This is a genomic window from Kitasatospora sp. NPDC114501, assembly GCF_055633695.1.
This window is the reverse complement of sequence record NZ_JBVKDS010000014.1, coordinates 223811-243849: the sequence shown is the minus strand read 5'-3', so window position 1 is coordinate 243849 and position 20039 is coordinate 223811. Positions and strand designations below refer to the sequence as shown.

The 20039-nt window shown below is 75.1% G+C and carries 17 protein-coding genes; 8 read left to right on the top strand and 9 right to left on the bottom strand.

Going from position 1 to position 20039, the window contains the following annotated elements; translation table 11 throughout:
- The 5 genes from asnB (at position 1) to ACZ7RU_RS26065 (ending at position 5758) form a co-directional block, all read left to right on the top strand.
- Positions 1-1836 (top strand): asparagine synthase (glutamine-hydrolyzing), encoded by a 1836-nt coding sequence (gene asnB, locus ACZ7RU_RS26085; protein WP_470343389.1) that lies wholly within the window; start codon positions 1-3, stop codon positions 1834-1836.
- Positions 1833-2441 carry a flavin reductase family protein gene (locus ACZ7RU_RS26080; protein WP_470343388.1) on the top strand — a complete coding sequence of 203 codons (609 nt, stop codon included), beginning with the start codon at positions 1833-1835 and terminating at the stop codon, positions 2439-2441. The genes asnB and ACZ7RU_RS26080 overlap by 4 nt, the downstream gene beginning before the upstream one ends.
- Positions 2438-3937 (top strand): 4-hydroxyphenylacetate 3-hydroxylase family protein, encoded by a 1500-nt coding sequence (locus tag ACZ7RU_RS26075; protein WP_470343387.1) that lies wholly within the window; start codon positions 2438-2440, stop codon positions 3935-3937. Before ACZ7RU_RS26080 ends, ACZ7RU_RS26075 begins: the two co-directional genes overlap by 4 nt.
- On the top strand, positions 3934-4776 hold the full coding sequence (locus ACZ7RU_RS26070; protein WP_470343386.1) for a class I SAM-dependent methyltransferase: 843 nt from the start codon (positions 3934-3936) through the stop codon (positions 4774-4776). The genes ACZ7RU_RS26075 and ACZ7RU_RS26070 overlap by 4 nt, the downstream gene beginning before the upstream one ends.
- A 106-nt stretch (positions 4777-4882) precedes the next feature.
- A complete protein-coding gene (locus ACZ7RU_RS26065; RefSeq protein ID WP_470343385.1) occupies positions 4883-5758 on the top strand; it encodes a helix-turn-helix transcriptional regulator in 876 nt (291 codons plus the stop codon).
- A gap of 9 nt (positions 5759-5767) precedes the next feature.
- Here the strand turns inward: ACZ7RU_RS26065 and ACZ7RU_RS26060 are convergent, their stop codons facing one another.
- Together ACZ7RU_RS26060 and ACZ7RU_RS26055 are read right to left on the bottom strand one after the other, a co-directional pair.
- Positions 5768-7036, bottom strand: a complete 1269-nt coding sequence (locus tag ACZ7RU_RS26060) for an MFS transporter (RefSeq protein WP_470343384.1) — start codon at positions 7034-7036, stop codon at positions 5768-5770.
- A 195-nt stretch (positions 7037-7231) separates the two neighbouring features.
- Positions 7232-8131: a LysR family transcriptional regulator ArgP gene (locus tag ACZ7RU_RS26055; protein WP_470343383.1), complete on the bottom strand. Its 900-nt coding sequence runs from the start codon at positions 8129-8131 to the stop codon at positions 7232-7234.
- A 69-nt stretch (positions 8132-8200) separates the two neighbouring features.
- Between ACZ7RU_RS26055 and ACZ7RU_RS26050 the strand changes: the two genes are divergently transcribed.
- The 3 genes from ACZ7RU_RS26050 to ACZ7RU_RS26040 all read left to right on the top strand — a co-directional run bounded on the left by ACZ7RU_RS26050 (position 8201) and on the right by ACZ7RU_RS26040 (position 13114).
- A complete protein-coding gene (locus tag ACZ7RU_RS26050) occupies positions 8201-8824 on the top strand; it encodes a LysE/ArgO family amino acid transporter (RefSeq protein ID WP_470343382.1) in 624 nt (207 codons plus the stop codon).
- Between the two features lie 402 nt (positions 8825-9226).
- Positions 9227-10204: a LuxR C-terminal-related transcriptional regulator gene (locus tag ACZ7RU_RS26045; protein ID WP_470343381.1), complete on the top strand. Its 978-nt coding sequence runs from the start codon at positions 9227-9229 to the stop codon at positions 10202-10204.
- A gap of 225 nt (positions 10205-10429) precedes the next feature.
- Positions 10430-13114: a helix-turn-helix transcriptional regulator gene (locus tag ACZ7RU_RS26040; RefSeq protein ID WP_470343380.1), complete on the top strand. Its 2685-nt coding sequence runs from the start codon at positions 10430-10432 to the stop codon at positions 13112-13114.
- A gap of 66 nt (positions 13115-13180) precedes the next feature.
- Here ACZ7RU_RS26040 and ACZ7RU_RS26035 read toward each other — a convergent pair whose 3' ends face one another.
- The 7 genes from ACZ7RU_RS26035 to ACZ7RU_RS26005 form a co-directional block, all read right to left on the bottom strand.
- Positions 13181-14116 carry an aegerolysin family protein gene (locus ACZ7RU_RS26035; RefSeq protein ID WP_470343379.1) on the bottom strand — a complete coding sequence of 312 codons (936 nt, stop codon included), beginning with the start codon at positions 14114-14116 and terminating at the stop codon, positions 13181-13183.
- 118 nt (positions 14117-14234) lie between these two features.
- The gene (locus ACZ7RU_RS26030) at positions 14235-14564 is read right to left on the bottom strand and encodes a hypothetical protein (RefSeq protein WP_470343378.1); all 330 of its coding nucleotides are present in this window, start codon (positions 14562-14564) and stop codon (positions 14235-14237) included.
- 255 nt (positions 14565-14819) lie between these two features.
- Positions 14820-15779: an aldo/keto reductase gene (locus ACZ7RU_RS26025; protein ID WP_470343377.1), complete on the bottom strand. Its 960-nt coding sequence runs from the start codon at positions 15777-15779 to the stop codon at positions 14820-14822.
- 3 nt (positions 15780-15782) lie between these two features.
- Positions 15783-16814 (bottom strand): lysylphosphatidylglycerol synthase domain-containing protein, encoded by a 1032-nt coding sequence (locus ACZ7RU_RS26020; protein WP_470343376.1) that lies wholly within the window; start codon positions 16812-16814, stop codon positions 15783-15785.
- Positions 16815-16852: 38 nt separating this feature from the next.
- Entirely contained in the window at positions 16853-17851 is a 999-nt protein-coding gene (locus tag ACZ7RU_RS26015; RefSeq protein WP_470343375.1) for a glycosyltransferase family 2 protein, read from the bottom strand.
- Positions 17844-19031: an endonuclease/exonuclease/phosphatase family protein gene (locus tag ACZ7RU_RS26010; RefSeq protein ID WP_470343374.1), complete on the bottom strand. Its 1188-nt coding sequence runs from the start codon at positions 19029-19031 to the stop codon at positions 17844-17846. Before ACZ7RU_RS26010 ends, ACZ7RU_RS26015 begins: the two co-directional genes overlap by 8 nt.
- On the bottom strand, positions 19025-20038 hold the full coding sequence (locus tag ACZ7RU_RS26005; RefSeq protein ID WP_470343373.1) for a decaprenyl-phosphate phosphoribosyltransferase: 1014 nt from the start codon (positions 20036-20038) through the stop codon (positions 19025-19027). Before ACZ7RU_RS26005 ends, ACZ7RU_RS26010 begins: the two co-directional genes overlap by 7 nt.
- Position 20039: the final 1 nt, after the last annotated feature.

The following is a 20039-nucleotide window of genomic DNA, read 5'->3' as shown; positions in this document are numbered from 1 at the left end:
ATGTGCGGTATCACCGGCTGGATCGACTGGGACACCGACCTGCTCCACCAGGCCCGGACCGTCCGGGAGATGACCGCCACGCTGGCCTGCCGCGGCCCGGACGCCGACGGCGTCTGGCTCTCCCGGCACGCCGCCCTCGGCCACCGCCGGCTCTCCGTGATCGACCCGGACGGCGGCGCCCAGCCGCTCGCCGACCGCCCCGGACCGGACGCCGCGGCCGTCCTCACCTACAACGGCGAGCTGTACAACCACCGCGAGCTGCGCACCGAGCTGGAGGCCCTCGGACACGTCTTCCGGACGCGCTCGGACACCGAGGTGGTCCTGCGCGCCCACCTCCAGTGGGGAAGGGAGGCGCCGACCAGGTTCAACGGCATCTTCGCCTACGCCCTGTGGGACGCCCGGCGCGAGGAGCTGCTGCTGGTCCGCGACCACCTCGGCATCAAGCCGCTCTACTGGCACGCCCACCGCGGCGGCGTGCTGTTCGGCTCCGAGCCGAAGGCCGTCCTCGCCAACCCGCTGTTCCGCGCCGAACTGGACGCCGAGGGCGTCGCCGAACTGTTTGCCCTGCCCGCCGCGCCGAGCGCGGGCCACGGGATCTTCCGCGGCCTGCACGAGGTCCGGCCCGGCCACCTGGTGGTCGTCACCCGCGCCGCCACCCGCGAGGTCCGGTACTGGCGGCTGGAGTCCGCCGAGCACCGGGACGACGCCGCGACCACCCGGGCGACCGTCCGCGAGCTGCTCGCCGACGCCGTCGAGCGCCAGCTGGTCAGCGACGTGCCGCTGTGCACCCTGCTCTCCGGCGGCGTCGACTCCAGCGCCGTCACCGCCCTGGCCGCCGCCGCCCGCGAACGCGCCGGGCAGGGGAAGATCACCAGCTTCTCGGTCGACTTCCCCGGCAGCGCCGACCGCACCCCCGACGCCTGGCGGACCACCCTGGACGCCCCCTACGTGGCGGCCGCCGCCGAGCACATCGGCACCCTGCACACCACCGTCCTGGTGCCCGACGACGACCTGCTGGACGCCCGCGACGCCGTCCTGCGCGCCCGCGACCGCCCCGGCTGGGGCGAGATGGACGCCTCCCTGCACCTGCTCTTCCGCGAGGTGCGGCGGCGCTCCACCGTCGCCCTCTCCGGCGAGGCCGCGGACGAGATCTTCGGCGGCTACCCGTACTTCCACGACGCCGACGCGCTCGCCGCCCCGACCTTCCCGTGGCTGCACGGCAGGGCGACCCCGGCGGACCTGCTGCGCCCGGACGTCCGGGCCGAGGTGCGCCCCGAGGAGTACACCGCCGCCGCGTACCGGCGCTCGCTCGGCGAAGTGCCGCGCCTGCCCGGCGAGCCGGCCGCCGACGCGCGCACCCGCGAGGTCTTCCACCTCGCGCTCACCCGCTGGCTGCCCCCGCTGCTGGACCGGGTGGACCGGGTGTCGATGTCGGTCGGCCTGGAGGTACGGGTGCCGTTCTGCGACCACCGCCTGGTGGAGTACCTGTGGAACGTCCCGTGGGCGCTCAAGGCGCCGGAGCGGCGGGCCAAGGGGCTGCTGCGCGACGCCGTCCGGGACCTCCTTCCGCCGCAGGTCGCCGACCGGCCCAAGAGCGGCTACCCGTCCACCCCGGCCGTCCGCTACGCCGAGGTGCTCACGGCCCGGGCTCGGGAGCTGCTGGCCGACCCGAACGCGCCGGTCTTCGAGCTGGTGGACCGCGACGTGGTCCGCCGGCTGCTCGCCGAGGGCCGTCCGCTGCCCAGCCCGCGCACCGCGCCGAACCCGGTCGGCGGCCTCGACCACCTGGTCCAGGTCGACGAGTGGCTGCGCGCCTACCGGGTGGGGCTGCGATGAGCGGCGCCCTCACCCGGGCCGCCCGGCAGGCCGCCCAAGCCGGCGCCCGGCACGGCGCCGAGCCCGCCGCCCCGCACGTCACCGAGGAGGACTTCCGCACCGCCTCCCGGGGCTGGACCAGCGGGGTCGCGGTGGTCACCACCCGCGCGGGCGAGGAGGTCTTCGCCAAGACGGTCTCCTCCTTCAGTACCCTCTCCCTCGACCCGCCGCTGGTCACCGTCGCGGTCGGCCGGCACAGCCCGCTGGTGGCGGCAGTCCGGACCACCGGACGGTTCGGCCTGTCGATTATGACGGTCCGTCAGGAATGGGTCGCCCGACGGTTCGCCACCCCCGGAGCCGGTCGCGCGCTCGGTGACTTCACCGCCACGGGCGCCTTCCCCGCCGTGCCGACGAGGACCGCCGCCACCGGCGCCCCGCTCGTCGAGTCCGCCCTCGCCTGGTTCGACTGCCGGCTGCACGCCGCCCTGCCCGGCGGCGACCACACCATCCTGGTCGGCCTGGTCGCCGAGGCGGCCCGCGGCGCCGGCGCACCCCTGCTCCACCACGACACCCGGTACCGCGCACTGGCACCGACACCCCTGGACACCAACGGAGTTGGCGCATGACACTGCTGGAAACCGCCCCCGGCCGCGGCGCGCCCGCCACCGCCCGAGGCCTGCTCACCGGCGACCGCTACCGGGCCGAACTCGACGACGGACGCGAGCTCTACCTGGACGGTCGGCGGATCGCGAACCCCGCCGAACACCCCGCGTTCCGCCCGGCCGTGGACGAGCTGGCCCGCCTGCTCGACCTCCAGCACCACCCCGACCACCGCGACCTGCTCACCTGGCAGGACCCGGACAGCGGCCTGCGCCTCGCCCGCGCCTACCAGCCCCCGCGCACCCTCGACGAGCTCCGGCTCCAGCGCCGCAGCGCCGAGTTCTGGCACGCCGAGGCCCTCGGGCAGCAGGGCCGCTCACCCGCCTTCATGGCCTCCATCGCCGTCGGCGTCTACGACTTCCGGCACCGGCTGGCCGCCGCCGACCCGCGCTTCGGCGCCAACGCCGAAGCCTGGTACCGCCACTGCGCCACCAACGACCTCGTCCTCTCGCACGCTCTCGGCGACCCGCAGATCGACCGCTCCGCCGACCCGGTCGACGACCCGGACCTCGCCCTGCGCGTCGTCGAGGAGAACGACCGGGGCATCGTGGTGCGCGGCGCCAAGCAGCTCACCACCCTCGCCCCGCTCGCCCACGAGGTGCTGGTCTACCTCTCGGCCTCCTTCACCGAGGGCCGCGGCGAGCAGTTCGTCAGCTGGTTCGCCCTGCCGCTGAACACCCCCGGCCTGGTCACGCTCGCCCGCGAGCCGCTCGGCAGCGCCCCCTGGGGCCACGCCCACCCGCTGGGCGCGCGGTACGACGAGCAGGACGCGATGCTCTTCTTCGACGACGTCCTGGTGCCCTGGGACCGCGTCTTCCTGCTGCGCGACGCCGGCCTCGCCCGGCTCGGCCTCGGCCGGATCAACGCCTGGAGCGCCTACGTCGGCCACATCCGCTACCGCGAGCGGCTGCGCACCCTGCTCGCCACCGCCACCCTCGTCGCCGAGTCGATCGGGGTGGACGGCTTCCGCAACATCCAGGAGGACCTCGGGCGCCTGGCCGGCTACGCCGAGCTGACCGAGTACTTCCTGGACGCCGCCGAGGCCCGCGGCGGCCCCACCGACGGCGGCCTGTTCGCCCCCGGCGACACCGCCGCCTCCCGGGTCTGGTCCGCCGAGGTGGCCGGCAGCGCCGTCGAGATCGTCCGCCGGATCGGCGCCTCCGGGCTGCTCGTCCAGCCCACCGCCGCCGACCTCGCCCACCCCCGGCTGCGCCCGCACCTGGACCGCTACATGCGCGGGCGCGGCATCGACGCCGAGCGCAAGTCCCGGCTGTTCCGGATCGCCTGGGAGCTCACCGGCGACGGCTTCGGCCAGCGCCAGGACCTCTACGAGTACGTCCACCGGGGCGACCTGACCCGCAACCGGATCAACATCTACAAGCGGTACGACCAGAGCGGGGCCCGCGAGCGCCTGCTGCAACTGGTCGACCGGCCCGCAGGCACCGAGGAGGACCAGAAGTGAGCCCGTCCGCCGTCGAGATCCAGTCCCGCACCCTCGCCGGGTACGCCGACGCCAGCCGACTGCGCCAGGTCCAGGACCGCGACTGGGTGCTCGACCGGATCACCGGCGCCCCCGAGTCCCTGATCGACCTCGGCAGCGGGATCGGCCAGCTGCTTCAGGCCGCGCTGGAACGGTTCCCCACCCTGCGGCGCGCCGTCGGCCTGGAACGCTCCGAACACCGCCTCGCCGAGGCCGCCGACCGGCTGCGCCCGTACGGCGAGCGCGTCGCCCTGCACCGGGCCGACCTCACCGCGCCCGAGCCGCTGCCGTTCCGGGCCGACGTGATCACCCAGACCTCGGTGCTGCACTGGCTCCACCCGGACGAGGAGCGCGTCCTCGCCTGGGCCGCCGCCCACCTCGCCCCCGGCGGCAGGTTCCTGCTCACCACCTACCACCCCGCCCGGGACGAGCACGGCCTCGGCGGCGAGGACGAGCTGGTCCGTGACGCCCTGGTGGCCCTCGGCACCCCCCACCAGGAGGTGCCCGGCGTGTTCGCGCGCCACGGGGTGCTGCCGATCGCGACCCGCACCAGGACCGTCGAGGACCTCGCGGCGCTGATCGGCCCGCACCTCCGGGTGGTGGAGCGGCTGGAGCGCGACGCCGTCGTCACCGTCGACAGCGCCGAGCGCTACGAGCACTTCCACGCCGCCACCTTCGGCGACTACTACAGCCGCCTGGTGCCGCAGGAGCGGCGGGCCGCGTTCTTCCGCGCCGTCGGTGAGAGCGCCTGGCGCCGGCAGCGCGAGCACGGACACGTCAGCCACATGCCCGTCCTGCTCTGGACGCTCACCTCTCGTTAACAGCGTGTGTAGCCCGCCGCTCATCCCTGGGACGAGCGGCGGGCCGCGCCTACGCTGGGGTTCGTCACGAACCCCGCACCACCGGACCAGGCCGAGGAGCCCCACCGTGTCAACTCCCCCCACCGGACGGGAACTCGGCGCCTTCCTGCGCGCCCACCGCGAGCTCCTCAAGCCCGCCGACGTCGGCCTCACCGCCACCACCCGCCGCCGCACCCCCGGCCTGCGCCGCGAGGAGGTCGCCTCCCTCTCCGGTGTCGGGCTCGCCTGGTACACCTGGGTCGAGCAGGGCAGGGTCGCCGCCTCCCGGCAGGTGCTGGAGGCGATCGCCCGGGTGCTGAAGCTGGACGACGCCGGCCTGCGGCACGCCCTGCGCCTGGCCGGCTTCCACGAGCCCGCGCCGGACGCCGGCCCGGAGGGCACCGACCGCATCACCGAGGCCATCCAGCCCGTCCTGGACTCCTGGCCCACCAGCCCGGCCGTCCTGCTGGACCGCCACTTCGACCTGCGCGGCTGGAACGCGGCGTGGGCGGCGCTCTGGGGCTCGCCCGAGTTCGTGCCCGCCGACCGGCGCAACCTGATGTGGGTGATGGCCGCCGACCGCCGGGTCCGCGCGGTGCTGCGCGACTGGGAACCGCTCGCGATGAACGTCTTCCAGCACTTCCGGGCCCAGGCGGGCGCCGCCCTGGCCGAGGCCCGCACCGGCGAGGTCTACCGCCACCTGGACGAGGACGCGCCGGAGCTCCGCCACTGGTGGGGGTGCCACTCGGTGGCGGAGCTGACGGTCCGCACCGTCACCGTCGAGCCGGCCGGGCTCGGCCCCGTCCGGCTGACCCTGTCCTCGTTCCACCCGGTGGACGATCCCTCGGCGACGGTGCTGCTGTTCACCCCGAGCGCCGCCGCCGACCGGGCGCGGATGTCCGAACTCGTCGAACACCCGTTGCGCGCGGTCGGCGGCGTGGAGGGGGAGCGCCGGGTGGGCTGAGCTCGGACCTCAGGCCTTCCGCCGGGCGGCCCGGCGCAGCCCCAGGCTGACCGCCAGGCCGCCGAGCGCGGCCGGCAGCGCGAGCCCCGCGCCGATCAGCAGCGTGCCGTCCGCGACGTCGCCGAAGGTGCCCACCGCCCAGGCGCCGACCCCGGTGCCCGCGTACATGGTCGAGGTCAGCCAGGCGCTGGAGGTCGCGCGCAGCTCCGGGGCGATGGTGCCCGCGAGCGTCTGCTGGTCCGTCACGAAGCCGCCCGAGGCCACGAACCACACCGTCACTCCGGCCAGGGCGAGCACCAGGCCCGGCCCCTTGGCCGCCACCGCGATGCCCACCGCCAGCAGGACGCCCCACAGCGGCAGCAGCGGCAGGTCGGAGCGCCCGGCGGTCCTGGCCCGGTCACCGAGCCGCCCGCCCAGCAGCGAGCCGGCCACGCTGCCCGCGCCGACCAGCACGCCCACCAGGCCGAGCGCCTCCACCGACAGGTCGAAGCGCTGCACCAGCAGCGCGCCGAGGAAGGTGTAGGCGCCCAGGTTGGCCGTGTTGAAGACGGTGTTGACCAGCAGGGCGCGGCGCAGTGTGGGATCGGCCCAGCCCGCCAGGATCGCCCGGACGGCGCCCACCCGCGGCGCGGCCGCCTGCTCCTCCGTACGGCTGCGGCCCTGGACCTGGCGCAGCAGCAGCGGCACGGCCGCGGCGGTGCCGACGGCCAGCGCCCAGAACGCGGAGCGCCAGCCGGCCAGCCCGGCCAGGAAGCCGCCCAGCGGCACACCGATCACCTGGCCGCAGGAGAACAGCGCCATGCCGAGGCCCAGTGCGCGCCCGCGCACCGCCTCCGGCGCGCTCTCGGCGATGTGCGCCCAGATGGCCGGACCGGCCGCGGCCGCCGCCAGCCCGGCCACCGCGCGGGAGACCACCAGCAGGGTCAGTCCGGTGGACAGGGCCGCCGCCGCGTTCGACAGGACGAACAGCAGGGTGCCCGCGACCAGGGTGCGGCGGCGGCCCAGGCGGTCGCTCAGCAGCCCGAGGAAGGGCGCCGCGACGGCGTACACCAGGACGTAGGCGGTGACGCTGGAGGCGGCGGCGGCCTCGCTGGTGTGGACCGAGTCCGCGATGGTCGGCAGCAGCGGCGAGACCAGGAAGGTCTCGGTGCCGAACAGGAACAGCAGGAGGAACACCCCGGCGTACCGCCACCGGTCGAAGGCCCGCGCCGACGCGGGCAGTTGGGGGACGTCCTCGGCCTGGTCGGACGGCCGGGGAGGGTCGGAGATGCTGCTCACGGCGAAGTACCACCTTCTCGTACGGGGGCGCGGCCGGGCCCTCGGACGGCAGGCGGAAGCGGCCGCGCGACGGCTGACAGGAGGTCCGATGCGGCCATCCTGCGGACCGGCGCGGCGCCCAGCCAGACAGGCGGTGATCCTGTGAGTCCAGGTCACAGGCTGGGCGCCGCCCTCGTGGGAGGCGCTCCTACGCCGTCAGCCGGCCCGCAGGGCCTCCGCGGCGGCCGCCGCGACGACCTCGGCGACGGTCGAGAGGGCGGGCGAGTCCAGTTTCCACTGCTGCCAGTACAGGGGGACGTCCATGGGCCGGCCCGGTGCCAGTGCCACCAGCCGACCGGAGCGCAGCAGCGGCTCGGCCTGCGGTTCGGGCACCAGGCCCCAGCCGAGACCGGCGGCCACCGCGTCCCGGAACCCGTCCGAGGCCGGCACCATGTGGCGGATCCGTCCGGCGCCGGACCGGCCCCGGGTGAGGGAGCGGACGAACGCGTCCTGGAGCTCGTCGCGCCGGTCGAAGACCACGGTGGGGGCCTCGCGCAGGTCCTCGGCCACGTCGCCGGTGAGGTGGCGGGCGGCGAACTCCGGGGTGGCCGCGGCCAGGTAGCGGGCCAGGCCGAGCCGCCGCACGGTGCAGCCGGCCACCGGGTCGGGCGAGGAGGTGACGGCCGCCATCACCTGCCCCTCGCGCAGCAGGGCGGTGGTGTGGGCCTCGTCCTCCCGGTGGAGCTCGAAGCAGATCGGCGGGTCCTGCGGCACCCGGGTGAGCGCGGGCAGGAACCAGGTGGCGAGGGAGTCGGCGTTGACCGCGATCGGCACCCGGGCCGGGCCCTGCTCGGCCGCCAGGCCCAGTTCGGCGCGGGCGTCCCGCTCCAGGCGGGCCAGTTGGCGGGCGAACCGGACCACCACCTCGCCGGACCCGGTGAGCCGTACCGGCTTGGTGCGCATCAGCAGGACCCGCCCGGTGCGCTGTTCCAGGGCCTTGACGCGCTGGCTGACGGCGGAGGGGGTCACGTGCAGGGCGGCGGCCGCGGCGTCGAAGGTGCCCTCGTCGACCACCGCGAGCAGGGTCCGGACCTGGTCCAGGGGGAGTTCGTCCATAAGTACAGCTAAGGATACGTAAAAATTCTTAGCTGTACTCACGGCTGGGTGATCCCTACGGTCGAAGCCATGAACAGCAGCACCATCGCCGCCGTGGCCGCCGGTTTCGGCACCGGGCTCTCCCTCATCGTGGCCATCGGGGCCCAGAACGCCTTCGTCCTGCGCCAGGGCGCCCGCCGGCAGGCCGTCCTCGCGGTGGTCGCCATCTGCGCGGTCTCGGACGCGGTCCTGATCACCCTCGGCGTGACCGGGGTGGGCGCGGTGGTCACGGCCTGGCCGGCGGCGCTCACCGCGGTGGGGCTGGCGGGCGGGGCGTTCCTGCTCTGCTACGGCGTCCTGGCGGCCCGGAGGGTGCTGCGCCCGGACCCGGCGGCCGCGCTCACCGACGGCGAGCCGGGGGCGGGGTCCGTCCGGCGGGCGGTCCTGACCTGCCTGGCGATGACCTGGCTGAACCCCCACGTCTACCTCGACACCGTGGTCCTGCTGGGCTCGCTCGCCTCCGGCCGCGGCGACCTGCGCTGGGCCTTCGGCGCGGGCGCGGCGCTGGCCAGCCTGGGCTGGTTCGCCGCCCTGGGCTTCGGCGCCCGGCTGCTGAGCGGCGTGCTGTCCCGGCCGAAGGCCTGGCGGGTCCTGGACGCACTGGTCGCGGCGACCATGCTGGCGATGGGCGGAATGCTGGTCGCCGGGGCCTGAGGGGCGTTCCGCGGGGGCCGGTCGAGCCGTGAACGAGGGGGGCGTGGCATGCAGCGGCGGCGCCCGGCGCGGGGATTGCGGTCCGACGGCCATGGCCGCGAAGGGAATTCCGGCGAGCGGGTCGGCGGGTGCCGTCCGAATGCCGGGGAAAAGCGACCGGATGACGTCGCGGACGGATTTCGTCGCCGTCCTGACCCGGCCCGGCACGGGCGCGACGGGGGAGCCGTCGCCGGGCGGGCGGCGCGGGTGCCGGGCCGGCGCGGCGGGAACGGGCCGCGACTGAACGGAGCCCGGCCCGGGGATGGCCGGACGGCGGGCATCCGAGGAAGCTTGGTCTAGACCTGATCGGCGAGCTGGCTTAGCCTCCCTGAAGAATCGGGCGGGATCAGGCGGGGGAACGCTGTGCTTGAAGTTCTGGGCATCGAACCATCGGCCGAGGCGGTGTACCGGCTGCTCGTCGACGAGCCGGGATTCCGGATCGGCGACATGGCCGAGCGGCTGGGGTGGAGCGAGGAGCGGGTGCGCTCCGCGTTGAACCAGCTGGCCGAGCTCGACCTGGTGAACCTGGAGGACGGCTGCCTGGACGCGGTGCCGTTCAACCCGGACATCGGCTTCGGGTTCCTGCTCTCGCGCGCCACCGCCGACCTCAGCCGGCGCCAGCGGCAGATCGAGTCCGCCGAGCAGGCGGTGACCGCGCTGAGCGCCCGGTTCAACGCCAACCGGCCCTCCCGGCACGAGATCATCCACCGGCTGGAGGGGCTGGACACGGTCCGCGAGCGCCTGGAGGACCTGGCCTCCACCGCCGAGCGCGAGTGCCTCTCGCTGCTGCCCGGCGGCGCCCAGCTGCCGGACACCATGGACGCCAGCGAACCGCTGGACCGGCAGGCGCTGGAACGCGGGGTGCGGATCAGGAGCGTCTACCAGGAGAGCTTCCGCAACGACCCGCCGACGCTGGAGTACGTCCGCTGGTTCACCCGGCTCGGCGGGGAGGCCCGCACGGTGCCCCTGCTGCCGATGCTGCTGGTGGTGGTGGACCGGGAGACGGCCCTGGTGCCGATCGACCCGCAGGACGGCCGTGCCGGCGCGCTGGAGGTCCGGACCCCGGGGGTGGTGGACGCGCTGGCCCTGCTGTTCGAGCAGTTCTGGGCGGCGGGCACGCCGTTCGGCCAGGACCCGCGTCGCAACGAGCACGATCTGACGCCCCAGGAACGGGAGTTGCTGCTCCTGCTGAGCATCGGCTGCACCGACGAGGTGGCCTCGCGGCGGCTCGGACTGTCGCTGCGCACGGTGCGCCGGATGAGCTCCCAGCTGATGAACCGGCTGGGCGCGCGCAGCCGCTTCGAGGCGGGGGTGCGCGCGGCGAAGGAGGGCTGGCTCTGACCCGGCCGGTGAATTCCGGTGCCCGGTCGGCGCGGGCGGAAAGTTCGTGGGTGAAACGTGATAACAGCGGCGAGATCAGGCTCCGCCACGCGCGTGATCGCGCCGTTTTCCGTGCGGCGAGGCGGTTCGTGCCGTAACCGGGTGAGGATCCGACGGGGGGAGACGGTCACGGTATTCCTGTGGTGGACATTCCTGCGGTGAACAGGAAGAAGGGGATGGGATCAGATGCTCCTGGAGCGCGACGAGGTGCTGGGGGCGGCAGCGGCGGCCGCCGCTGCCGCGCGGGCGGGCAGCGGACGCTGGGTCCTGCTCTCGGCGCCGGTGGCGGGCATGGGGCGCAGCGCCGCCCTGGAGGCGATCGTCCGGCAGCAGGCGGACGGCGACGCGATGCGGGTCGGCCGCGCGCGCGGCGTGCCGGAGGAGACGGCGTTCCCGTTCGGGCTCGTCCGGCAGCTCTTCGCGGACGACGAGTCCGTCCCCTTCTCGGCGCCGGCCGGGCCGGACGAACAGCGGCTGTTCCACCGGCTGACGACACGGCTGACCCGCTCGGCCGCCGAGCGGCCGACGCTGCTCGCGGTGGACGACCTCCACCACGCCGACGAGCCGTCCCGGCGCTGGATCGGCTACCTCGCCCGCCGGATCGGCGGGATCCCCGTCCTGCTGGTGGCCACCGAGCGCGCCGACCCGTGCGGTCCGGCCCCCTTCCCGGACCCCACGGGCGTGTCCGTCGCCCTCCGCCCCCTCAGCGCGTCCGCGGTCGTCCGGATCGCCCGGGCCGCCGGCCTGGACCAGGGGTCCACCGTGACCTGCGTCGAGGCGAGTGCCGGGAACCCGGCCCTGGTACGGGCGCTCGCCGCCGACCTCGGCGACGGACGGATCCCCCGCCCACCGTCCGCCCGGTCCCGCAGCCGCTACCGCGACACGATCGCCGACTGGCTGAAGGCGGCCGATCCGTGCTTACGCCACGCCTGCCTCGCGCTCGCCGCCGCGGCCGAGGAGGGGATGCCGGCCGGCCCCGGCCTGCTCCACCGGCTCTCCGGCCGCCGCCCGTCGTGGCGTTCCCCGGGCGAGCGGCCGGTGCGTCGCCTGAGCAGACTGCTGAGCCACCCCCTCGCGCGGGAGGCCGTCCTCGCGGCCGCCGAGCCGGAGGAGATCGCCGCACTGCGCGCCCGCATCGCGGAACTGCTCGACGAGAGCGGTGCGCCCGCGAGGGCGGTGGCCGCCCGGCTCCTGCGGGTGGACCGGCCCGGCGAGGTGTGGATGGCCCGTTCACTGGCCGAGGCCGCCGAGGAGGCGATGCGCGCCGGCCACGTCGCGGAGTCCGCCGCGTACCTGCGCCACGCCCTGAGCGGCCCGCTCGCCCCGGAGCGGCGCGCCGCCCTCACCATGCGCCTCGGCGCGCTGGAACTCCCGAACAACGCGACCGCCGGCATCCGCAGGCTCCACACCGGACTGGACCTGCACACCGATCTCCGGGACCGGGCGACCGCGGCGACGGCCCTGAGCGCGGCCCTCGTCGCCGGCCGGGAGCCGGAGACCGCCCTGCGGATCCTCCACCAGGCCGGCCGGGGCGCCACCGACGACGAACTCGTCCAGGTGTTGCAGACCCTCGGCGCGCTGGTCTCCTCGCACGACAGCGACGCGTGGCGCGGCGCCGTCGCGGGCCTGCGCGCGCTCGCCCCGACGGCACCCCCGGCCATCGAGCCGCTGGTGTGCGGACTGATCACCGAGTACGAGGCCGGAGCCGGCCTCTGCTCGGCGGCCGAGGCGCTCGCCCGGATCCGGCCGCGGCTGGCGGCGCCGGTGGACCCGCGGCTGCGGACCGCCTGGCTCGGCAGCGCGGCCACCCTGTTGCAGTGGGCGGACCGGCTGACGGAGGCGCGCGAGCTGACCGGCCTCTGCCTGCCCGCCCCGCCCGTCCCGCCGGATCTGACGGATTTCGGTCTCCAGTGCCTGCTCAGCGTCCGGGCCGAAGCGGCGCTCTGGGCGGGGGAGTTCGAGCGGGTCGTCGCCGAGAACGCCCCCCTGGTGGAGGCGACCGCCGGGCAGGGCGTCCGGCTGCCGCACCTGGCGGCCATGGTGGCGACCGCCCGGTGCGAGGCCGGGCGGCGCGCCGGGGCGTGGGAGGCCGTGGACCTCGCCGGCCCCTCCGTCAGCGACAGTTCCTGGGAGTGGAACGAACTCAGCCACGCCCGGGCCCTGTTGCACGCGGCGGACGGCGACTGGCAGGCGGCGCTCGACGACCACCTGCGCTGCGGAGCCGGCCAGAGCGCCCGTGACTTCGTCAGCCCGGTCGCCACGCCGTGGCGTTCCGGGGCGGCGCTCGCCCTGACGCGGCTCGGGCGGCGGGAGGAGGCCCGGGAACTCGCCGAGGAGGAGCTGCGCCACGCCCGGACCTGGGGGACCGCGCGAGCCGTCGGCCGGGCGCTGCGGGCCTTCGCCGCGACCGTGGGCGGCCGGCCGGCCCTGTGTTCGCTGACGGAGGGCGCCGAGCTGCTCAGGCCGGCTTGCGCGCCGGTGGAACTCGTGGAGGTCCTGGTCGACCTGGGCCGGGCCCAGATCGGGGCGGGCAACGGCCGCAAGGGCCGCGACACGCTGCGCGAGGCGCACGCCGTGGCGCTGCGGCTGGCCGGGCCCGCCGCGGAGAACGGGGCGCCGGCCACCGGCCGACTGCTAGACCTGACGGCGCAGGCGCTGCGCGAGGGCGGGGTGCGCAACCGGAGCGGTGGCCACGAACTGACCCCCGCCGAGCGGCGGGTGGCCGAACTGGCGGCGGCGGGGCACACCAACAACCAGATCTCCGCCGCGCTCTGCCTCACCCGCCGCACGGTGGAGACGCACCTCACCAACGCCTACCGCAAGCTGCGGATCGCCCGGCGAACCCAACTGGTCGCGGTGCTGGGGCAGTAGGAGCCACGCCGCCCCGCCCGGGTGCGGACGCACCCGGGCGGGGCGGCTCAGGTCAGGCCGGCGCGATCAGGACTTCGACAGGGTGAAGGAGACCGCGGCGTTGTCGCCGCCGCCACCCTGCCAGGTGCACTTGTACCCCCAGGGGGCGTCGCAGCTGTAGCTGTTGCTGCCCGCGTAGGGGTTGTTCCAGTGCACCTTCACCTTGCCCTGCTCGCCGAGCAGGTCGAAGGTGACGTCGCCCTCGGTGCCGGTCATGAAGCCGTCCGACTCGCTCTCCCACTTCGCGGTGACGCCGGACTGGATCATGGACGGCGGCATCCCGTTGTCGGACCAGATCCCCCACTGCAGGCTCGCGCCGGAACGGGTGAGCAGCTTGCCGGAGTTGTTGGTGAAGTTGACGGAGGTGCTGCGGGCGGCGCTGGTGAGGGCGGGGGCCTCCGCGGCGGCCGGGGACGCGGCGGCGAAGGACGCGCGTCCGATGGAGAACGTGACCGAGGTGTTGTCCCCGCTGCCGCCGCTCCGGGAACAGGTGTAGCCGTACGGGACGGAACAGCTGTAGTCGTTGGAGCCCCAGTAGGGGTTGTTCCAGTGCAGCTTGACCTCGCCGCCGTCGGAGAGCGTGTAGGTGATGCTCCCCTCCGTCCCGGTCGCGAACCCGCAGGACTCGCTCTGCCAGGTGGCGGACTTCGAGTTGGGGACGTAGTCGGGCGGCAGCATGTCGTTCGTCCAGCAGCCGTGGTCGAGCTTCTCCCAGGTCTTGGTCAGGCCGGACCCGCTGTTGTTGGAGACGGTGACCTTCGTGGAACGGTCCGCGGTGATCCGCGGCACGCTCGCCGCCTCGCTCTCGGCGACCGGGCGCTGCGCCGCGGAGGCCTGGGGCGCGGCCGGTACGGCGGCCTGCGCGGACGGGGCGAGGGAGACCGCTCCGGCCGCCATCAGCAGGGCGGTCAGGGCGCCGGCGGCCGTGCGGCCCAGGGCGGTGGTGGACGTCGTACGCTGCATGGGGTGACCAACTCTCTTCGTGGCGGGGCGAGCGGATGCGGCACGCTCGCCGTGGTCGGATCCGGGGGCGTCGCGGCTCGGGGCCGGCGCCGGGGGCTCGCTGGATGTGGCCGGGGACCTACTGGATGTAGAGCTCCCACCGGTACGCGCCGTCGACCCAGACCTGCTCGATCCTCTGCTTGACGGCGCTCCCGAGGCCGTACAGCACCCAGTACGCAGCCTCCGCCGCGACGTACGTGTCGTACCGGCCGGCCCACCGCCAGATGTCGATGGCCTGCGCCGAGGTGCCCTCCTGGACGGCGGTCGGCGCGTCGGCGGGCGCCACGGCGGCGTGCGGCCGGGCGGGGGCGGCCGAGGAGGAGGCGGCGTACGCCTGGGCGGTGCCGCCGACGAGGACCGCGGCGGCGAGGGCGGCGCAGAGCGAGGCCGCACAAATTCGCCTGTTCATGACAAGTAATCCCTTCTGGACGTTCCACGCGACAGCCGGTCACCCGTGGCGGATCGGCCCGCCCCGGCTGCGGGGTGCGGTGGTGGTCACAGACTGGCAGCGACCACCGCACCCGGGCATCGTGGAAAACCGCGAACTTGGCGCGGTGCGCGTCCCAGGGTTGTGCGTCCCGGAAGTGCGCGTTCCCGAAGTTCGCGCGTCCCAGGGGTACCGGGGCCTGTCCCGCACGACAGGCCCCGGCGGCCGGCCGCCGGGTCAGGCCGCGGCGTCCAGTCGCCGGCGCTGCTCCTCGTCCAGGACGAGGTCCAACGCGCCCAGGCTCTCCTCCAGTTGGGCGACGGAGCTGGCGCCGACGACCGGCACGGTCGGCACGGGGTGGCCGAGCAGCCAGGCGAGCACGACCTGGTTGACGGTGGCGCCGGTCTCCTCGGCCACCTCCGCGAGCACGGCCGACTGGGCCTTCGCCGTGGGCCATTCGTACTGCTCGCGCAGTGGGCGGTCGGATCGGCAGTACGAGCCGCCGAGCAGCGGGGAGTAGGCGAGCAGCGTCATCGACGGCCGCGGCGCGAGGTACGCGAGCAGGGCGTCGTCGGCGTGCTTCTGGATGCCGAAGTCCGCGTCGGGCCGCGGCCGCAGGTAGCTGTGGCGCTGTTGGACGCACCGGTAGCCGGGCCAACTCCGTTCCGTGGCCAGCTCGTTGGCGGCGGCCAGCTCGGCGGCGCTGTGGTTGCTGCACCCGAGGGCGGTGACCTTGCCGTCGGCGACCAGGGCGGCGAAGGCGCCCATGGTCTCCTCGACCGGCGTGGCCGGGTCGGTCACGTGGGCGTAGTACAGGTCCAGCCGGTCGGTGCCGAGCCGGCGCAGGCTGCCCTCGGCGGCCTCGCGCACCGCGCGGGCGGACAGGCCCTCGATGCGCTCGGGGAAGGGCAGTCCGGGCACCGGGCGGGCGCCGACCTTGGTGGCGAGCACCAGGTCGTCGCGGTTGCCGCGGCGGGCCGTCCAGCGGCCGAGCAGTTCCTCGCTCTCGTGGCCGTTCGCGCCGGGCGCCCAGAAGGCGTAGTTGTTCGAGGTGTCGATGAACGTCCCGCCGGCTTCGGTGAACCGGTCGAGGATCGCCGTCGCGGTCTCCTCGTCGACGGTGGTGCCGAAGGTCATCGCGCCGAGACAGAGCACGCTGGCCGACTGTCCGTCAACGCCGAGGCTGCGGTACCGCATCAGTCATCCCTCCAGGGGGTCGTCGGTGGTGTAGCCGGTCGCGGACGGGGGTGTGCCCCGCCGGGACCGGGTCACCAGAATCATTACCCCGGCGGTGCCCAGTTCGGCCACCGTGCAGACCAGCCGGGAGACGATCGCGGCGGCGCCCGCCGTGGAGACCGGGACGACCGTCGACAGCGACAGCACCAGGACCATCTCCCGGGCGCCCAGGCCGTCCGGGAGGACGATCGTCAGCGTCCCGGCGACGGTGGCGAGCGCGAAGCCGCCGACGCAGGCCGACAGCGAGCGGGCGGGCGGCCCGTCCAGGGCGACCACGATCAGCCACAGGTGCAGCCCGGCCGAGAACCAGGACAGCAGCGCCAGGGCGAGCGAGACCCGCACCGCGCGCGGCGAGTTGCGCCCGGACGGCGGAGGTCGGCGGAACAGCCGGGCGCCGCGCTCCACCGACGCGCCGATCAGCCCCGGGCGGACCACGAAGCAGAGCAGGACGAGCACCGGCAGGGCCAGCCACCAGGTGTTCCCGCCGAGCACGGCGGGGGCGATGCCGAGCGCGGCGAGGCAGGCGGTCAGCATGGTGATGCCCAGGCTGACCACGTAGGTGGTGACCATCCGTCCGGCCGTGGCCCCGTACTCGGCGCCGAGCTGGATGTGCGCGAGCAGCCCGAAGACCGGGGTCGGGAGGAACTTGCCGAGCAGCCCGCAGAAGAAGATCCGGGCGCTGCCGAACAGCCCGACGGGCGGGCCGAGGTCGTCGAGGACGGCCCGCCAGGACAGCAGGCCGAGCAGCAGCCCGCCGACGTTCGTCAGCACGGACAGCGCCAGCAGGGCCAGGAAGCGCCCGTCGGCCATCCTGGTCACCAGGCTCCAGGCGTCGTTGCGGGCCACCGCGACCAGGCCCGCGACGCCGGCCAGCAGCAGGACGGCGGTGAGCAGCCGGTGCCGGCCCCTGGGCCGACCCGCCGCCGCGGCGCCTGCCGCGGCCGGGCCTGCCGCCGCGTCGCCGGCGGGCGCGTCGCCGGCCGGTGTGGACCCCACCGCCGGCGCCGCGGCCGGACGCCCCCCGGACGCGCCGGTCATGACGCCCGGTGCCGCGGCCGCCGGAAGCCGCGCTCGGTGAGCGCCCGCACCGCGCCCCGGGCGACGCCCGCCACCAGCGCGGTGTGCAGCAGGAAGTGGTAGCCGACGAAGACCGGGTAGTACCGCAGCCCCTGGTCCCGGACAACGAACCGGGCCAGCCCCGGGTCCGCCACCGCGAACCAGGCCACCCCCAGCGCCGGGAGGACGGCCGCCCGTGGCGTCAGGAGCAGCAGCGGCAGGCTCCCCCAGGTGGCGGCGGTGGCCAGCACGCCCGGCATCCGGTTGGCCTTGAGCGCCCCCGGGCTGAACCGGTGGGCGCCGGCGAACACCACCAGCAGCTGCGAGCGCCGGTACTGCTCGCCGAGCAGCGCGCCCAGCCGGTCCACGTCGTCGTGCCGGCCGGTGATCCGCTCGGTCAGCAGGACCGGATACTTCGCCGACAGCCGCTCGCTGTACTCGACGTCCTCGGACTCCCGCAGGGTCTCGTCCAGCGGGCCGATCTCCTCGTACACCGTCCGCCGGATCGCGCACATGGCGAAGAAGACGGTGCGGACCCGGCCGGTGGCGCGCCGGCGCCACCAGTACTCGTGCAGGACGCGGTAGCGCTCGACCGGCCCGTCGTCGAACAGCGCCCGCTTGCCGACCACCCCGTGGACGCAGCCGAGGTCGGGCTGTTCCTCCAGCAGGGCCACCGCGTTCCCGACCGCGTCCGGGTCCAGCGCGATGTCGGAGTCCAGGAAGAACAGGATCTCGCCGGTGCTCTCGGCCGCGCCCCGGTTGCGGGCGACGGACACCCCGCCGTTGCGCTGGGTGATCAGCCGGACCGGGTAGCGCCGGACGATCTCCGGGGAGCGGTCCGAGCTGCCGTCGTCGACGACCAGCACCTCGTGCACGGGGTAGGTCTGCGCGAGGGCGGACTCGACGACCGCCGCGATGGTCTTCTCGTAGTTGTAGTTGGGGATGATCACCGACACCGTGGGTCGTGCGTCAGCCATGCGTGCCTCCCGATGCCGGCCCGGAGATCCAGGCGTCCTGGCGGAGATGGTCGGATGTGCCCTCGGGGCTGCTCAGCGAGTAGCGGTGGGTCCGGGCACCGTGCGCGGTGAACGCCCAGTCGAAGCGCCACCAGTCGTGCCAGCTGCCGGCGTCCCAGGACGTCGGCAGGATCGTGTCGCCCGCGTCCGCGGCGTCCTGGGTCAGGTCGCGCAGCCCGTTGAGGTCGCCCATGCCGGCGTTGGTGTTGAAGTCGCCGGCGACGAACAGCGGGTTGGCGTTGTCCCGGACGTCCCGGACCAGCCCGTCGAACTGCTGCCGGCGCTCCCGCTGCCGGCGGTGCACGTCGGCCGGGAAGTCCTGCGGGGGCATCCCGTGGGCGACCGGCACGAGCATGTGGACGTTGTAGAAGGAGACCACCGACCCGTTCACCGCGAGGTCGGTGCGCAGCACCTTGGCCCCGGCGAAGACCCGCGACCAGTCGCCCTCCCCGCTCGCCCGCAGCTCCCGGTCCGGGCCGACCGGCGGCTGCGCCACCACGGGGAACCGGGAGAGGGTCACCAACTCGCCCCGGGTGACCAGCTGGTAGCCGGGGAACTCGCGTTTCAGCCGGGCGGTGTCGTCCACCTCGCGGGCGCCGTCCGCGCCGGCCGAGTCGTCCCAGTGCAGGTACTCCTGGAGCAGGTAGACGTCGGCGTCCTGGGCCCTGAGGTACGCGTAGAACCGGTCCGGGTCGACGTCGGAGCCCCAGTACTCGGTGTTCTGCGCGACGACGTGGATCGCGCCGGGCGGCACGGTCCGGTCGGCCGTCGCCGCGGCCAGGGTCAGCCCCGACTGGTCCAGGCCGACGGCGAGCGAGAGCACGCCCATGGCGGCCGGCCAGCGCACCCGGCTGGGGCTGCGGCGCAGCCGGACGGCCAGCGCGGCCAGCAGCACCAGCAGCGGGACGCCGAGCAGCACCGGCGGGGGCGCGGAGCCGGGGACCACCCAGAACCAGACCCGGCCGGTCAGCGCCTCCTGGAGCGCGCAGAACAGCAGCCACGCCGCGCTCGCCCCGGTCAGCAGCCGGACCGGCCAGGTGGCGGCCCGGTCGGCGAGGAACCAGGAGCGCCGGGGCCGGGGGAGCGTACGGCGGCCGGGCCCGGGGAGCGCGGAGCGGGCGGGCCCGGGGGGCGTCACCACGCCTGCACCACCAGCAGGAGGCCGAAGCCGGCCAGCCACAGCCCGCCGACCGCGAGCATGGTCCGGTCCGTGAAGAGCGTCCGGGTCGGTTCGCCGCCGCCCTCGCTGACCAGCAGGATCTGCAGGTAGCGGGCGATCGCGAAGACCGCCAGCGGTGTGGAGAGCAGGATCCGCAGCTGGCGCATGCCGCCGGCCGCGGCGTCGCTCTGCAGGAAGGACACGTAGGCGAGCACGGTCACCGACGCGGCGAAGGTGACCATGCTGTTCAGGAACGGGACGGAGTAGGCGCGCAGGGCCGGCCGGTGCAGCTCGGAGGGCCCGCCCTGGACCGAGGTCAGCTCGTGCCGGCGCTTGCCGAAGCCCAGCAGGATGCAGACTGAGAAGACGCAGAGCAGGAACCAGGAGGAGATCGAGACGGAGGCCGCCATGGCGCCGGCGCAGACCCGCAGCACGAAGCCGGTGGCGATGACGAAGACGTCGACCACCGAGACGTGCTTGAGGACGAAGCTGTAGAGGATGTTGGTGACCGCGTAGACGAGCACGGGGACCGCGGCGGCCCCCGCGGTCGCCGATCCGGCCAGCAGGGCGAGGTAGAGGACGACGCCGAGCGCGACGGCGGCCGGGACCGGGACGGCCCCGGAGGCGATCGGGCGGCGGCGCTTGACCGGGTGGCGGCGGTCCCGCTCCCGGTCGGCGAGGTCGTTGACGACGTAGGTGGCCGAGGAGGCGAGGACGAACAGCACCAGGACGGGCAGCGCGCCGACGACCGCCGGCCACGGCGAGGTGCCGGACTCCAGCAGCGGCAGCACCAGGACGACCGCGTTCTTCGCCCACTGGTGCGGTCGGACCAGCCGGACCAGGCCGCGCACCAGCGGGCCGCGTCCGGGCTCCCGGGGCGACGGGCCGGGCCCGTCGGGCGGTTCGGGGGTCGGGGGCCCGGTGTCCCCGTCGGGCGGATGGACCGGTGGGCCGACCAGGCCCTCGCGGTACTCGCTCGCAGTACTCACT